Annotated in this window: 15 protein-coding genes and 1 pseudogene; 8 read left to right on the top strand and 8 right to left on the bottom strand. The window is 69.3% G+C overall.

Annotation, left to right across the window (positions count from 1 at the left end):
• Window positions 1-79: 79 nt before the first annotated feature.
• The gene (locus D1409_RS15970) at window positions 80-238 is read right to left on the bottom strand and encodes a preprotein translocase subunit Sec61beta (protein WP_123537987.1); all 159 of its coding nucleotides are present in this window, start codon (window positions 236-238) and stop codon (window positions 80-82) included.
• A 142-nt stretch (window positions 239-380) separates the two neighbouring features.
• Here D1409_RS15970 and D1409_RS15965 point away from each other — a divergent pair.
• From D1409_RS15965 to D1409_RS15930, 8 genes and pseudogenes are all read left to right on the top strand, one after another.
• Window positions 381-659, top strand: a pseudogene (locus D1409_RS15965) (thioredoxin family protein); the annotation flags it as partial.
• Window positions 660-779: 120 nt separating this feature from the next.
• The gene (locus tag D1409_RS15960) at window positions 780-1088 is read left to right on the top strand and encodes a hypothetical protein (RefSeq protein ID WP_123537985.1); all 309 of its coding nucleotides are present in this window, start codon (window positions 780-782) and stop codon (window positions 1086-1088) included.
• A gap of 79 nt (window positions 1089-1167) precedes the next feature.
• Window positions 1168-2367, top strand: a complete 1200-nt coding sequence (gene folP / locus D1409_RS15955; RefSeq protein ID WP_123537984.1) for a dihydropteroate synthase — start codon at window positions 1168-1170, stop codon at window positions 2365-2367.
• Window positions 2368-2493: 126 nt separating this feature from the next.
• Complete coding sequence (locus tag D1409_RS15950; RefSeq protein ID WP_123537983.1) at window positions 2494-3279, top strand: 6-hydroxymethylpterin diphosphokinase MptE-like protein; 786 nt, start codon at window positions 2494-2496, stop codon at window positions 3277-3279.
• Window positions 3280-3361: 82 nt separating this feature from the next.
• The gene (locus tag D1409_RS15945) at window positions 3362-3955 is read left to right on the top strand and encodes an NUDIX domain-containing protein (protein WP_164471724.1); all 594 of its coding nucleotides are present in this window, start codon (window positions 3362-3364) and stop codon (window positions 3953-3955) included.
• A gap of 67 nt (window positions 3956-4022) precedes the next feature.
• Complete coding sequence (locus D1409_RS15940) at window positions 4023-5105, top strand: phosphotransferase family protein (RefSeq protein WP_235853590.1); 1083 nt, start codon at window positions 4023-4025, stop codon at window positions 5103-5105.
• Window positions 5106-5240: 135 nt separating this feature from the next.
• A complete protein-coding gene (locus tag D1409_RS15935; protein WP_123537981.1) occupies window positions 5241-6260 on the top strand; it encodes a DHH family phosphoesterase in 1020 nt (339 codons plus the stop codon).
• A gap of 105 nt (window positions 6261-6365) precedes the next feature.
• Window positions 6366-7751: an FAD-binding oxidoreductase gene (locus tag D1409_RS15930; protein ID WP_123537980.1), complete on the top strand. Its 1386-nt coding sequence runs from the start codon at window positions 6366-6368 to the stop codon at window positions 7749-7751.
• 7 nt (window positions 7752-7758) lie between these two features.
• Here D1409_RS15930 and D1409_RS15925 read toward each other — a convergent pair whose 3' ends face one another.
• The 7 genes from D1409_RS15925 to D1409_RS15895 all read right to left on the bottom strand — a co-directional run bounded on the left by D1409_RS15925 (window position 7759) and on the right by D1409_RS15895 (window position 15169).
• Entirely contained in the window at window positions 7759-8412 is a 654-nt protein-coding gene (locus D1409_RS15925; protein WP_123537979.1) for a hypothetical protein, read from the bottom strand.
• A gap of 198 nt (window positions 8413-8610) precedes the next feature.
• The gene (locus D1409_RS15920) at window positions 8611-9624 is read right to left on the bottom strand and encodes a TIGR04024 family LLM class F420-dependent oxidoreductase (RefSeq protein WP_123537978.1); all 1014 of its coding nucleotides are present in this window, start codon (window positions 9622-9624) and stop codon (window positions 8611-8613) included.
• Window positions 9621-10418: an SDR family NAD(P)-dependent oxidoreductase gene (locus D1409_RS15915; RefSeq protein ID WP_123537977.1), complete on the bottom strand. Its 798-nt coding sequence runs from the start codon at window positions 10416-10418 to the stop codon at window positions 9621-9623. The genes D1409_RS15920 and D1409_RS15915 overlap by 4 nt, the downstream gene beginning before the upstream one ends.
• 120 nt (window positions 10419-10538) lie before the next feature.
• Window positions 10539-11990, bottom strand: coding sequence for a phosphomethylpyrimidine synthase ThiC (gene thiC, locus D1409_RS15910; protein WP_123537976.1), 1452 nt, complete (start codon window positions 11988-11990; stop codon window positions 10539-10541).
• 143 nt (window positions 11991-12133) lie between these two features.
• Window positions 12134-12436 carry a hypothetical protein gene (locus D1409_RS15905; protein ID WP_123537975.1) on the bottom strand — a complete coding sequence of 101 codons (303 nt, stop codon included), beginning with the start codon at window positions 12434-12436 and terminating at the stop codon, window positions 12134-12136.
• A 94-nt stretch (window positions 12437-12530) separates the two neighbouring features.
• On the bottom strand, window positions 12531-12821 hold the full coding sequence (locus D1409_RS15900) for a hypothetical protein (protein ID WP_123537974.1): 291 nt from the start codon (window positions 12819-12821) through the stop codon (window positions 12531-12533).
• Window positions 12822-13066: 245 nt separating this feature from the next.
• The gene (locus D1409_RS15895) at window positions 13067-15169 is read right to left on the bottom strand and encodes a S9 family peptidase (RefSeq protein WP_123537973.1); all 2103 of its coding nucleotides are present in this window, start codon (window positions 15167-15169) and stop codon (window positions 13067-13069) included.
• Window positions 15170-15171: the final 2 nt, after the last annotated feature.

Raw genomic sequence — 15171 nt, 5'->3', positions numbered from 1 at the left:
TTCGCAGTCGGGGCTTGAAAACGTCGCGGTCACGGCTGGCCGAGCGGGTTCGCGGCCGGCCGCCGTGGGCGGGTCGCCCTCAGACCGTCGCGCGGAGGACGAGGACGAGGAAGCCGAACAGGGCGCCGAAGGCGATGACCGTCTTCGGGTCGATGCGGATCGCGTTGCGGTCTTCGGCGTCGAAGTACCGGACGAGGCCGGCACTGGACATCAGTCCGCCGCTGTCGCTGCTACTCATACTGCCCACTCCCACCGCCGCCCGCCTAAGCCTTTCGCCCTGCCCCCGGCGCGGTAGTCGGCCCCTATCTGACAGTCGAGTGGGGTTCGAGCAGGTCGCGAACGGCGGTAGTGGAAACCCTTATCCCCACACATTCGCAACTTCGATTGAATCCATGACAGTCACGCTCAAGGACTTCTACGCCGACTGGTGTGGCCCCTGCAAGACCCAGGACCCGATCCTCGAGGACCTCGAGACGGAGTGGAACGACGTCGAGTTCGAGAAGATCAACGTCGACGAGGAACAGGACGTCGCCAACGAGTACCACGTCCGCTCGCTCCCGACGCTCATCGTCGAGAACGACGACGGCGTCGTCGAACGCTTCGTCGGCGTCACCCAGGCCGACGACATCGAAGACGCCCTCCAGCAGGCCTCCGCCTAGACACTCCGTTCTGCGTCCCCGCCTCTCACAGACCACACCCCCGTCAGCGACAGTGACGGCGCGCCGTCACGAGCGCCCCCGCACCGACGATTTATGTCCGCACGTCACTTCGTGTCACACATGGTCAACGTCGTGGCGTTTCTGGTGATGGTGTTCGCCGCGTCGGCCGTGCTGGGGGCGGTCGCGCTCGGAGTGACGCTGTGCTTCCGGCGGGCGGTGTCGTACTCGCCGCGGAAGAACGAGGTGTTGCCCTCGCACTACTCGAGCCTGGTGAACACCGACCCGTCGAAGTATCCGGGGTACTGTCTGGAGTGCGGGACCAACAACGACCCCGACTACACCGTCTGTCGGAACTGCTCGTCGAAGCTCCCCGAGTCGCGCTACGAGCGCGACAAGGGGGCGGCGAACAGCTTCCTCGACGGAAAGTAGCGGGCGGCGTCGGTCGGCGTCGCGGCGCGCCCGCGAGCGCATCGGACCGTTTTTGCACCCGTAGTCCTCAGCCTCGCGCATGCAGAACGTCGACGCCGCGGGGCTGGGGATCGGGGACGACCACCCGCCGCGCATCATGGGCGTCCTCAACGTCAGCAAGGAGTCGCCCTACGACCCGAGCGTCTTCGACGACCCCGGCGACGCCGCGGCGTACGTCGACGACGAGTTGATCGACGAAGGGGCCGACATCGTCGACGTCGGCCTGGAGTCCGCGAACAAACGCTTCGACGTACTCTCGGCCGAGGAGGAACTCGAACGGCTGGACACGGCCGTCGAGACGCTCCACTCCACCTCCGGCGACGCGGTGTGGAGCATCGAGACGCGCTACGCCGAGGTCGCCGAGGCGGCGCTCGACCGCGGATTCGACATGGTCAACGACATCGCCGGCTTCGCCGACCCGGAGATGCCCGAGGTGTGTCGCGACTACGACGTCGCCGTCGCGAAGATGGCGAGCCCGCCGGATCTGACGAAACCCGGCGCCGTGCGGGCGACGCCGTGGGCCGAACGTCGCTCGGCTGAGTGGGCCGAGAGCGCCGACTACGTCGACCAGGTGTACGAGGCGCTGAAGCAGAACGGCCTGACGGACAAGACCATCGTCGACCCCGCCTTCGGCGGCTGGGCGGAGGACCAGACCATCGAGGACGACCGCGAGACGTTCCGTCGCCTGCGGGAGTTCCGCGGTCTCGACCGGCCGATGCTCGTCTCGATCAACCGGAAGAACTTCCTGCGAACGATCGCCGACCGGTCGACGGAGGGGGCGCTGCCGGTGAGTCTGGCGGCCACGTCGATGGCCGTCGAGCGCGGCGCACACGTGATCCGGACGCACGACGTGGCCGAGACGGTCGACGCCGCGCTCGTTGGCGAGGCGTTCACGCGCGAACGCGGTCGGAGCGGCGACGGTGACGGACTCACCGTCGAGGAACTCGACGTGACCACGCCGGACGAGGCGGCCCGCCACTTCGAACGCGCGGGCGTGACGGATGCCGACCCCGGCGCCGCTGTGAGTCGCGTCTACGCGGTCGAGGGACTCGACGAGACGGCCCGGGAACGCCTCCGAACGGCCGCGAACGCGGCGGGCTGCCGGTTCGTCGCCGGCCCGGACGGCGGACGGGGGTTTTTATGCGGATCCGCCAGTTCGCTGGCGGCGCTGGCGGACAGAACCGACGTTCCACGTCCGCTCGCGGGGACGCTGCCGGGCGGTGGGTCCGCTGATAGGTGAGAAAACTTATACCGGATGCGCCAAAACGAGGGGGTGAAGGCCGAAAGGGCACCTGGGTAGGGGTACCTTGTACGTGCCATTTCGGCTAATCCGGTTTATTGTGAGGCTATCGTCGTAGCGATAGCTATGGAATTTCACGACTGGGAGCCCGTCTACGCGGCGATACTGGCCGATATGGGATTCGACCGCGCCGCCGACGAACGGGCCCGCGACCTGCTCGCCGGCCTCGTGAGCGACAGTGATATCGCGGGTGACAGCGGCGCGACCGACGGCGCGCGTGCGTCAGACGCTCCGGACGAGAGCGACCCAGCGGGTGAGGACAGGGGCCCGCGGACGCTCGCGCCGGCCGACGTCGACTTCGACGGCGAGACGGTCGCGGTCGCCGGTGCCGGGCCGTCGCTCGACGCCGAACTCGATCGAGTGGAGCGCGCCGACGGCGTCGTGGCGGCGTCGGACGCGGCGACGCGGCTCCGCGACGCCGGGCTGTCCGTGGACTGCATGGTGACGGATCTGGACGAGGAGAGCGACGTGGCCCGCGAGTTGACCGAAGCCGGGACGCCCGTGGCCGTCCACGCCCACGGGGACAACCAGCCGGCGTTGCGCGAGCGGGTTCCGCGACTGCGCGTCGAGTGGGTACTGCCGACGACGCAGGCCGCGCCGGTCGATGCCGTGTTCAACACCGGCGGGTTCACCGACGGCGACCGCGCGGCGTTCCTCGCCGACCACTGCGGCGCGAGCGAGCTGGTCTTCGCCGGCTGGGACTTCGACGACCCCGACGTGGACCGGATGAAAGCCCGGAAACTCGTCTGGGCCGAGCGACTGCTCCGGTGGCTGGAACGCCGTCGAGGGGAGCGCTTCGCCGTGTTAGACGGCCGCCGCGACGGGATCGACGAGTCGGCTCTGCCGGTGTGAGAGACTCCACAGCGACTCGACGTTGTCTGTCACGATCGATCCGACAGCAGACTTACGCGACAGTGGCATGTATCGACATCACATGGTCAACTACCCGCCCGAGTACTGTCCGTACTGCGGTGGCGAGCTCGAGCTGGTCGAGGGGCCGACGGTGTACCGGTGTGACGACTGCGACGACTGGGTGTTTCACAACGCCGTGCTCGGCGGTGGCGCGGTCGTCGTCGACGACGAAAGAATCCTGCTCGTAGAGGACTTCCGCGGCCCCGGCACGTGGAAGATACCGGAAGGAGTTCCCGAGATCCCGGAGTCGCCGCGCGAGGGCGTCGCGAGAGAACTCGAGGAAGAGACGAATCTCACCGTCGATCCGGCGGATCTGGTGTACCTCTACGACGTGGGGAAGGAGGTCGACGAGGACATGTTCAGGATGCACGTCTGCTACGCGGTCGACCGGAGCGAGACGACGGGACCGCTGGAGGCCGGCGACGACGCGACGGACGCGCGGTTCTGGACTCCCGAAGAGTTCGAGGCCTCCGACAACGTGCTCCGGGACATGCCGAACCCCGAGGAGACCCGCTCGTGGGACATCGGCCTCGACCTGTTGCGTGACCAGGCGAAAGAGGCACTGGAGCGAGAAACCAGCTACGCGGACCTGTTCGAACCGCACATTCGGAAGTAGCGGTGGGTCGCGTTCACACCCACCGTTCGACCGCAAGGATTCTACCGATCCCTCGGCGAGTACGGGTATGACCGACGATTTCCCGTCGTCGCGCGGCGATCGGGTCACCGACGAGGCGGTCCGCGGGATGGTCGCCGCGATCGAACCCGAGTGGACCGTCGAGTCGATAGAGCGGAGCCCGCACGGGACGGACTTCGTGGCGACACTGGACGTTCGCGCCGGAGATAGCGTGCGCTCGCTCGTCCTCAAGGCGACGACGGCGGGCCTGGTCGACCCGGAGATCGCGCGGTCCGAACCGCGACTGCTCGAACTCGCCGGGCGCGAGACGTCGATACCGGTCCCGCAGGTGGTCGGCTACGTCGACGAACACGACGGGTACCCGGCCCCGTTCTATCTCGCGGAACACGTGGACGGGGCGAACCTGGAGGACGACCCCGGCCGCCTCACCCCCGCGGCGCGCGAACGGGTCGTCCGCGACGCCGGTCGGAACCTCGCCGAGTTACACGAACTGGGGCCGCTCCCCTCGGTGGGGAGTATCGGCGTTCAGGACGGCGAACTGACGGTGCTCGACACGGACGACCACCCGCGAGCCGACGACTTCCGCGAGCGGTTGCTCGAGGACTACGAGAGGACGCTCGACGACCTCGCGGCCGGCGGGTACTTCCCCGACCTGGCCGACGACCCCGAGCGGTTCGCGGACCTCGTGCCCGACGTGCGCGAGTATCTTCGCGATGCGATCCCGTCGCTCCCGGAGCCCGACCCGCCGACGTACAACCACTGGGACTACCGCTACGGGAACCTGCTCGTCGACCCCGAGACCGGCGAGACACGGGCCGTCCTCGACTGGGCGAACCTCGCGGCGTCCGACCCCGCGTACAACCTCGCGAAGGTGGAGTTCCACCTGCTCAAACCCGTCCGCGACGACGACGCGCGGACGGCGGCGTTGCGCGAGACCTTTCGGACGGCATACGCCGAGGGCCGCGCGGACTGGTCGTTCGACGAGTCCACCCGCGAACGGATGACTCTCTATCGGCTGGTCGACCGCCTGGACGCGATGGCGTGTCTCCCGCTGTGGTTCGAGGACGCGACCCCCGCGGAACGGGACGAACGCGCCGCCGAACACCGCGAGTTCGTCTCTCAGTATCTGTAGCCCGTCGGCCGGTCCGAACGGCGACGGCGGACCCGGCGACGGAGGCGGACACAACGACCGAGACGGACCCGACGACGGCGGGGCGCCGGCGAGCGCGTACCCACCCATAACTGTCTGGGGTTCGAAGAGCAGGTAATGAGCAAGGCAGCGCAACTCCGCGACCTCCTGGGTGAGGCCAGCGAGCTCAACATCGTCTGTCACAACAACCCGGACCCGGACTGTCTCGCGAGCGCACTCGCGCTGGGACGGATCGCGGCCGCGGCCGGCATCGACGAGCGACACATCCTCTACAGCGGCGACATCTCCCACCAGCAGAACAGAGCGTTCGTCAACCTCCTCGACGTCGACCTGCAGGAGTTCGAAACCGCGAGCGTCCGGGACCGGTCCGCCGGCTCGCTGCTCGCGTTCGTCGACCACTCCGTCCCGGGGGCGAACAACCGGGTCCCGGAGGGGACGCCCGTCGACGTCGTGATCGACCACCACCCGGCCGAGGGGATCGACGCGCGGTTCGTCGACCACCGCGAGGACATCGGCGCGACGGCGACGATCCTCACGGAGTACGTTCGCGAACTCGGGATCGAACCCGACGACTCGCTCGCGACGGCGCTCCTGTTCGCGATCCGTCGAGAGACGCTGGAGTTCCTCCGCGGGACGACCAGCGCGGAGTACGAGGCGGGCGCGTTCCTCCACGAGCACGCCGACAGCGACCTGCTCCGACAGCTCTCGTCGCCGTCGGTCACGGGGGCCACCGTCGACGCCATCGCGACCGCGATCAGCAACCGACTGACGAGGGCCTCGGTACTCATCTCCAACGTCGGTCGGACGAGCGAGCGCGACGCCCTGCCCCAGGCCGCCGACTACCTGTCGACGCTGGAGGGCGTCGAGACGGCCATCGTCTTCGGTATCGTCGACGGGTCGATCCACCTCAGCGGCCGGTCGACGGACCCGCGAGTGAACATCGGCGACGCGCTCGACAGCGCGTTCGAGGACGTCGGGAGCGCGGGCGGCCACCAGGACATGGCCGGCGGCGAGATCCCGCTCGGTATCTTCGCCGACTTCACGACCGACGACACGCAGTTGCTCGACATCGTCGAAGAGGTCATCACGAACCGCCTCGTCGCCGAACTCAACCTCAGTGACGAGTCGTCGGGGTGACCGAGGAGTGGAGCGGCTGGCGGACCGACGGAGCGAGCCACGATCGGACCGTCACACTCGGCGGACGGCGACGCTGATTTATACGAACGGACCCGCATCTCGTCCATGACCGACGTCGCCTTCCTGACCGACGCCGTCGGCCCCGACCGGGTGTCCGTCGACGAGTACGCCCGCGACGAGCACGCCGGCGACTGGGGCACCCACCCCGAAGACGAGGTCCGCCCCGACGCCGTCGTCTGGCCCACGACCACCGAGGAGGTCTCGGCGATCCTCACCGGCGCCCACGAGCGCGGGATCCCCGTCACCCCCTACGCCGCCGGCACCGGCCTGGAGGGCAACGCCGTCCCTGCCCACGAAGGCATCTCCATGGACATGACGCGGATGAACGACGTTCTGGCGGTTCGGCCGGAGGACCTGCAGGTCGACGTCGAACCGGGGGTTCTCGGGAGCGCGGTCGACGAGGCCGCCGCCGAGCACGGGCTGACGTTCCCGCCCCTCCCCTCGTCGGGCGACATCTCGACCGTCGGCGGGATGATCGCCACCGACGCCAGCGGGATGCAGACGGTGAAGTACGGCGAGGTGGCCGACTGGGTGCTCGAACTCGAGGCGGTGCTGGCCGACGGCACCGTGATATCCGCGGGGAGCACGGCCGCGAAGACATCCGCCGGCTACAACCTGAAGGACCTGATCGTCGGGAGCGAGGGGACGCTCGCCGTGGTCACCCGGGCGACGCTGGAACTCGCGGGCCGCCCCGAGCAGGTCCGCGGCGGCCGCGCGGTGTTCTCCACCTTCGAGGACGCCGCGGGCGCCATCGCCGACGCCGTCCAGTCGGGCGTCGACGTGGCGAAGATCGAACTGATGGGGTCGTTCGCGGCCGAGGTCGCCAACGAGTACGTCGGCACCGACCTCCCCGACGCGCCGATGGTCTTCGTCGAGTTCCACGCCGACCACGGGATCGAGGAGGAAGTCGACTTCTGCCGGGCGGTCTTCTCGGACTACGACCCTCTCTCCTTCGAGCTGGCCGCCGACGAGGAGATGGCCGAACTGTGGGAACTGCGCCGCGAGATGGCCTACGCGCTGGACGAGTACCGCGACGACCTCCGCCCGCTCCACCCCGGCGACGTGACCGTCCCGATCAGCGAGTTCCCGGCCATCGTCCGCCACGCTCGACGGGAAGCCGAGGCGAACGACCTCGCGATGGCCTGCTACGGCCACGCCGGCGACGGCAACCTCCACTACGAGATCCTCGTCGACCCCGACGACGACGAGACGGTCGCTCGCGGCGAAACCGTGTACGAGAGCGTCGTCGAGGAGGCGATCGATCTCGGCGGGACCGCGACGGGCGAACACGGCGTGGGACTGGGCAAGCGGCAGTTCATGGAACGCGAGCACGGCGCCGAGTCGGTCGCCGCGATGCGCTCGATCAAGGAGGCGCTGGACCCCGACGGGATACTGAATCCCGGGAAGGTCTTTCCCGAGGAACTGGAGTAGCAGCCGCTCAGGCGTCGACGGGCTCGTTCGGGTGACCGTTCGCACTGGCCGTCGCGGCGTCGTACAGGGCGAGAACGCCCAGGGGGAAGGCGAGCACGCCGAAGGCGGCGGTCCCCGCGCGCCCGAGCGACGAGTCCCGAGGCGCGAGCCAGCCGCCGACGCCGAGCAGGACGGTCCCGACCGTGATCGCGCTCCACAGCGGCGCGTAGGTCTGACAGTAGACGTAACAGACCGCCGTGACCGCGGGCTCCCACGGCGTCGGGGTCGGCTGCGGGAAGACGAGCACACAGTACGCGTGAAAGCACAGCGCGACGAGAGCGGGGATCCCGACGAACGCGGTGCGACGACCGCGCTCGCCCGTCACTCCGGCCCTGTCGGCCACCCAGAGGATAGAGAGCGGGAACGTGAACTCCCAGAGCCAGAGGCCCAGCGTGTAGCTGGCCGGGTAGTGGCCGAGCGTCGGCTGGTCGGGAAGCGGCGCGACCGGCAGGGACAGCCACGAGTAGTACGGGACCGGGACGGTGTCGGTGAGGAAGGCGAGCACGACCAGCAGGTTCGCCAGGACGAACCCGGCCGTCCCGACCCGTGCGACGCGTCGGAGCCACGGCGGGAACCCCTCGCTCTCGGCGGTACCCCGCGTCCGGCGTGTCCTGTCGAGCATCACGTGTGTATCGTCGCAGGCCCCGTTTTCCGCGATTTCGGTTCGGTCGGCTGCTCGCGAGATCGGGACGGAGAGCGCTCGAACCGCGGACGACCGCGGGCGGCCGGGTGACCCGCGCCGAGCACGGTTCCGGATCGATACTGTTCGGCCTCCGAGCGTTCGGATAGCGAAGCCGGTGCGTTAAAAAGGCGGCCCGCGTCACTCGGGCGCCAGTTCTCGCATCGTCGCGCTGATCTCCTCGGGTTCGGCGCCGCGGGGGAAGGAGACGGAGACGGCGTCTACGCCGTCGATCGACTCCCACTTCGAATACCGCTCGCGGCACTCGTCGGGCGTGCCGGCGATGCCCAGGTCGTCGAGCAACTCGTCGGAGATGGCGTCCTGGGCGGCGTCGTGATTCCGATTGGCCCACTCGCTGGCGATCTCGACGGCCTCGTCCGCGTAGCCCTGGCGTTCGAGCGCCTGGCGGTAGAACGTGCCCATCGCGCCGACGTAGAACGCGAGGTGGTTCCGCGCCAGGGCCCGCGCGCGCTCCCGGTCGTCCAGCGCGATACAGGGGAGCGAAAGCGTCACGCGCAGGTCCTCGAACTCCCGTTCCCCCAGTTCGGCACCGCGCTCCAGATCGTCGAGTCGGTCCCGTAACCCGTCCCGGGTCAGCATGAGCGCGTGCCAGCCGTCGGCGAAGCGACCGGCTAACTCGACGGATTTCGGGCCCATGCCGGCGGCGTCGATCCCCGGCGGCGTCTCCGGTGGATCACAGCGTAGACGCAGGCCGGAGAGGGTGAAGATGTCGCCGTCGTACTCGACGCGTTCGCCCGAGAGGACGAGGCGGACGATATCGATGGTCTCGCGGGTCCGGCGCAGGGGTCGGTCGTAGTCGGCGCCGTGCCAGCCCTCGACGACCGCGGGTCCGCTCGGGCCGAGACCCACCCTGAGGCGGCCGTCGGAGGCCTCCTGCAGGGTCGCCGCGGTCTGGCCGATGAGCGCCGGGGACCGGGAGTAGACGTTCGCGATGGAGGTGCCGATGCCGATGTCGTCGGTGCGTTCGGCGATGGCGGTCAACACCGTGACGGCGTCGCGGCCCCACGTCTCGGGTAGCCACGCGCGGTCGTAACCCAGTGCCTCGGCGTCCTGTGCGTACTCGACGAGGGTATCGATGGAAGGCTGTGCGGCCACGGGCAGGAACACGTCGCGGGTGGGTGCGCTGTCACTCATAGGTCCGGGGTCTCCTCGATGTCGGGCACCCCGCGGGCGGTGACCGTCTCACCGACGAGGAAGGAACTAGCGTCGCTGGCGAGGAACTGGGCGACGTCGGCGATCTCCTCGCTCAAACCGACGTTGCGGTCGATATCGTCCCGATCGATCGCGCCGGGTTCGACGCCCATCTGGCTGGCGACGCCGGGCGTGGCGACGTAGCCGGGGGCGATACAGTTGACCCGGACCCCGTCGCCGGCCCACTCGTAGCCGAGCGTGCTCGTGAGGTTGATGATCGCCGCCTTCGCGGCGCCGTAGTGGCTCATGTAGGGCGAGCCCTGCTGGCCGGCGACGCTCGCCACGTTGATCACCGTCCCGCCGCCATCGACGAGGTGCTCCCGGGCCGCCTGCGTGCAGTTGTACGTCCCGGTGAGGTTCACGTCGACGACGCTCTCCCAGCCGTTCTCGGAGATGTCCTCGAAACCTGCCATGAAGCTCGCGCCGGCGTTGTTGACGAGGCAGTCGACCGTCCCGAACTCCGCGGCGGCCGCGTCGACCAGCGCCTCGACCGCGGCGCGGTCGCGCACGTCGCACGCCCGGCCGACGGCGTCGCCGCCGTCCCCCTCGTTCAACTCGTCGACGGCCTCGTCCACGTCCTCCTCCGTGCGGGCACAGATGGCCACGTCCGCGCCGTCGGCGACGAACTGCTCCGCGATCGCGCGACCGATCCCCTTCGTCCCCCCGGTCACGACTGCCGCCTGTCCGGCGACGGAGAACTGTTCGGTCACTGTCGACCCCTCCGCGTGGTAGCGCATCGCATACGCGTATCCGGGGCCCGCAAGCCCAAATAGATGTGTAGCACTCGGAACAACTCGCGCGGCGTTTGCAGTTGATCGCGGGACCGAGCGGGGTCGGTTCCCGTTCGTGCCCCGCTATTAGTCGTCCGCGGCTTCCTCGTGATCCGGATGGGGGTACTCGACGAACTCCGGAAGGTCGGGCACGTCGCTCGCGTCGTGCTCGCCGACGGGCGGGCGGTTGACCTCCGCAGCGGGCGACGCCTCGACGTCGGTCTCGTCGTCGATGGCCTCCATCTGGCCCTCGCCCTCGGCCTCGCGGGCGTCCTGGTCGATGCGCATCGAACAGAAGTCGACGCCGCACATCGAGCAGAAGCGGGCCTCCTTGTAGTTGTCGCCGGGGAGCGTCTGATCGTGGTACTCGCGGGCGCGCTCCGGGTCGAGCGCGAGTTCGAACTGCCGACGCCAGTCGAATTCGTACCTCGCCTCCGAGAGCGCGTCGTCCCAGTCGCGCGCGCCCTCGCGGCCGTTCGCGACGTCCGCGGCGTGGGCGGCGATGCGGTAGGCGGCGAGCCCCTCGCGCACGTCCTCGGCGTCGGGCAGGCCGAGGTGTTCCTTCGGCGTGACGTAACAGAGCATCGCGGCGCCGGCGCGGCCCGCCTCGGTCGCACCGATGGCGCTGGTGATGTGGTCGTAGCCCGGCGCCACGTCGGTCACGAGCGGGCCGAGCACGTAGAAGGGCGCGCCGTCACAGACCTCCTGCTGGCGCTCCACGTTGTCGGCGATCTCGTCCATCGGCACGTGGCCCGGCCCCTCGACCATGACCTGCACGCCGTGGTCCCACGCCGTGCGGGTCAGCTCGCCCAGCGTCTCCAGTTCGGCGAACTGCGCCTCGTCGCTCGCGTCGGCGAGACACCCCGGCCGGAGGCCGTCCCCCAGACTGAAGGTTACGTCGTGCTCGGCGAATATCTCGCAGATCTCGTCGAACTTCGTGTAGAGGGGGTTCTCCATCCCGTTCTCCTCCATCCACTGGGCGAGGATCGACCCGCCACGGGAGACGATACCGGTCTTGCGACCGTCGGTGAGCGGGAGATGTTCCATCCGAACGCCGGCGTGGATGGTCATGTAGTCGACCCCCTGCTCGGCCTGCTTCTCGATCACGTCGAGCAGGAGTTCGTGGGTCAACTCGGCCACGTCGTCGACCCGCGTCACCGCCTCGTATATCGGGACCGTCCCCACCGGCACCGGCGAATACTCGACGTTAGCCTCGCGGATGTGGTCGAGGTCGCCACCGGTCGAGAGGTCCATCACCGTGTCCGCGCCGTAGTGGACGGCGCTGTGGAGCTTCTCCAGTTCCTCCTCCAGGTCGCTCGTCGTCTCGCTCGCGCCGATGTTGGCGTTGACCTTCGTCCCGAACTCCCGGCCGATGATCATCGGGTCCAGCGACTCGTGCCCGTGGTTCGTCGGAACGACCGCCTGCCCCTCGGCGACCTGCTCGCGGACGAACTCCGGATCCCGGTTCTCGCGCTCGGCGACTCGCTCCATCGCCGGCGTCACCTCCCCAGACCGCGCGCGCTCCAGTTGCGTCGACATAACTACTAGGTTGTACTACCGAGTTATAAGCGTTAGTGGTCGAGGCGGGCGACGAGGGGAGACGGACGGCTGTCGGTCGACGACGGGAGAACGTGAGCGCGAAGAACCGTCTCGAACGGCCTGCTGTGGGGGGAGTGGACCGCTCAGGTGTCGAACTGGTACATGTCGGCGGACTCGGCGGGGGTAGCTTCCTGCGCGTCCTCCGCCGCGTCGTCGCGGTCGACGACCCTGGAGAGCACGAGCAGCCCGAGCGCCCCGGCTGCGACGCCGTAGAGGGCACGCGGGACGGCATTCGGTGCCGACCGGTCGGCCACGCCGGACGCCAGCAACAGTTCGTACCCGCCGGACCCGGCCATCGCGACGCCGAGGCCGACCAGCGCGAGTCCGGCCAGCGTGCCGGCGACCGACGCGCCCCATCCGGATCCGAACGGCGAATCGTCTCCCATACCGGTACATGGAGCTATCGATTAATCAACGTATGGACCACGGCGGTCGCGGGCGGTGAAGCCGGCGCCGGCGACGACAGGACGAACGGGGCAGCTAGCTGTCCCAGAAGTGCACGTTGGCGGTGTCCGAGAGGGCGGTACTGTCGGTGGACTCCCTGCCGTCTCGGCGGCCGACGGACGAGAGGACGAGGTACCCGGCCGCGAGGACGGCGAGACCGGTCGCCGCGCGCCAGACCGCCGCGGGCGGCGACCCGAGCGACCACTCCATGACGAAGACGAGTTTGAAACCGGCCACCGCCGTCAGGGCGGCTCCGAACAGGAGCAACACGAATCCGAGGAGCGTCCCGGCGAGCGAGACGAGTCCGTCGGCGGAGGGCGTTCGCATACGCGGGCTTCGAGCTGTTCGAAGGTTAACCTTTCCGTGCGACCGGTCGAACTCGCTCCCGCCGACCGGCGGGTCCACCCCGGTGGGGGCGGCGCGAAAACCCTATCCGTCCCCGCGGCAACTACCGCGCATGAACGTCACGGGCCTGGATCGCCAGCAGATCCTGGCACTGATCCTCGTCTTCCTGATGATCGGGTCGTCGGTCGTCTACGTGCTCGCGTACGCGTTCGGCGGGTAGCGAGCGGTCACTCCGCGCCGGCCTCCCGCTCGGGGTCGAAGCGGGCGTACCACTCCGCGAGCGTCGTCAGCCGATGGGTTGCCCGGCCCGGAGCGGCCACGTAGTAGTGGACGTGGTGGGTGTCGGGATAGACGACGAGTTTCGACTCGACGCCGCGCTTTTTGAGCGAGACGTGCAGTTGCTCGGACTGGGTGGGCGGACAGCGCCAGTCCTCCTCGCCGGCGGTCAGCAGGAGCGGCGTGTCGATATCGCCCACGTCGGTGATCGACGAGGCGGCGTCGTACGCCTCGGGATTCTCCCACGGGAGGCCGAACTCGTTTTCCGTCCACCTGTGCGAGTCGTCGGTGCCGAACGACGAGCGCAGGTCGTAAGCGCCGTGCTCGGCGACGCCCGCGGCGAACCGGTCGGTCTCGGTGAGGACGTTCGCCGTCGACCGTCCGCCGAAGGAGAAGCCGGTGACGAACAGGCGGTCCGGGTCGACCCAGCCGCGCTCGACCAGTTCGTCCGTCCCCGCGAGCACGTCCTCGACCTCCACGTCCCCCCACGAACCCGAAAGTCGCTCGCAGAACGCGCGCCCGTACGAGGTCGACCCGTGGTAGTTGACTTTGAACACGACGTAGCCCCGCGTCGTCCAGTACGCGGTGTCGAAGTCGAAGTGCGGTCCGTCGTAGCGGCGCGGCCCGCCGTGAATTGAGAGGAGTAACGGGCGGTCGCCGTCCGGGTCCGCCGGGTCGAAGTCGGGCGGGAGGAAGGCGACCCCCTCCACCGCGTCGCCGTCCGCGCCCTCGAACGTGACGCGCTCGATCTCCGGGTGGTCGTAGTCGGCCACGAGGTCGGGGTTCAGCTCGGTCAGCCGCCGTCGAGGGTCCGGGTCGTCCGCCGTGGCGTCCAGATCCGACGCCGCGACCCCGAAGGCGTCGACGCCGTCGCTCGGGTGCTGGCGGACGAACGCGACCGTTCCACCCGCCGTGTCGAACGTCATCAGCGACTCGTCGCGGGACTGGCAGTCGTAGACGCGTTCGTGGCCGCCCGTCGCGTCTAGCCGGACGAACCGCGACCACCCCTCGTCACCGATCGCCAGCAGCAACCGGTCGTCGTCCAGCCACGCGAACTCCTCGAACCACGCGACGCTCCGGTCCAGTTCGCCGGTGACGACCTCGTACCGACCCGTGTCGGCGTCCGCCACGCAGACGTCCGTCGGGACGTACCAGTTGGTGGGGTTGTTGGCGAGGAAGGCCAGACGAGCGCCGTCGGGACTCCAGACCGGTCCCCCGGCGAAGTACTCGCCGTCGGTCACCTGCTCGGTCTCCCCCGTCCCCGCATCGACGACGTGGACGTTCTGCACGTAGCTGTCGTCGGAGTCGTCGCCGTGGTAGCCGACGAAGGCGATCCGGTCGTCTCTGGGGTGCCACGCGGGCTGGAGGCCGCTCGACTGTTCGGGGATCCCGCCGCCGTAGGCGCCGTCGAGGCGCCGCTGTTCGCGAGTGGCCACGTCGACGACGAACAGGTAGGTGGTGACCGTGTCGAGCCAGCCCTGCCCGTCGAACTTGTGCTGGAGGCGTTCGGTCTCGATGGGGCCGCCGTCGCGACGCTGGTCGAGGTACGCCTGTTCCTCCTCGGTCGGATCGCGCGCGGAAACGACGATTCGCTCGCCGTCTGGGCCCCAGTCGAACTCCCGGACGCCCTCGTCGAACGCGGTGACCTGCCGGGCGTCGCCGCCCCGTTCGAGGTCGTACACCCACACCTGTGGCTTCGGGTCGGCGTCGCCACTGGCGGCGTCGGAGCCGTTCTCCGACCCGTCGCCATCGTCTCCCTCGTCGCTCTCCGCGCCGTCGTCGACCCGGAGTTCGGTGTCGCGCTCCCGCGCCGTCACGACCCCCAGTCTGGTGCCGTCGGGGCTCCACTGCATCGCCGACACGTCGGAGGCCCGGGCGAGCCGATGCGGGTCGCGACTCCCGTCGGCGGGGACCGTGAGCACCGAACTCCGTCGGCAGTCCGCCTCGCGGTCGTACGCGAGGGTCCGAACGGCGACCCGGTCGCCGTCCGGCGAGACCGCGACCGACAGGGGGCGTACCAGATCGTAGAGCGCGTCCGTGGGGAGTTCGTCCATGA

This window comes from Halosimplex salinum (genome assembly GCF_003730195.1).
Classification (GTDB): domain Archaea; phylum Halobacteriota; class Halobacteria; order Halobacteriales; family Haloarculaceae; genus Halosimplex; species Halosimplex salinum.
Note: the sequence above shows the minus strand (reverse complement) of the source record. Positions and strands in the feature narration are given on the sequence as shown.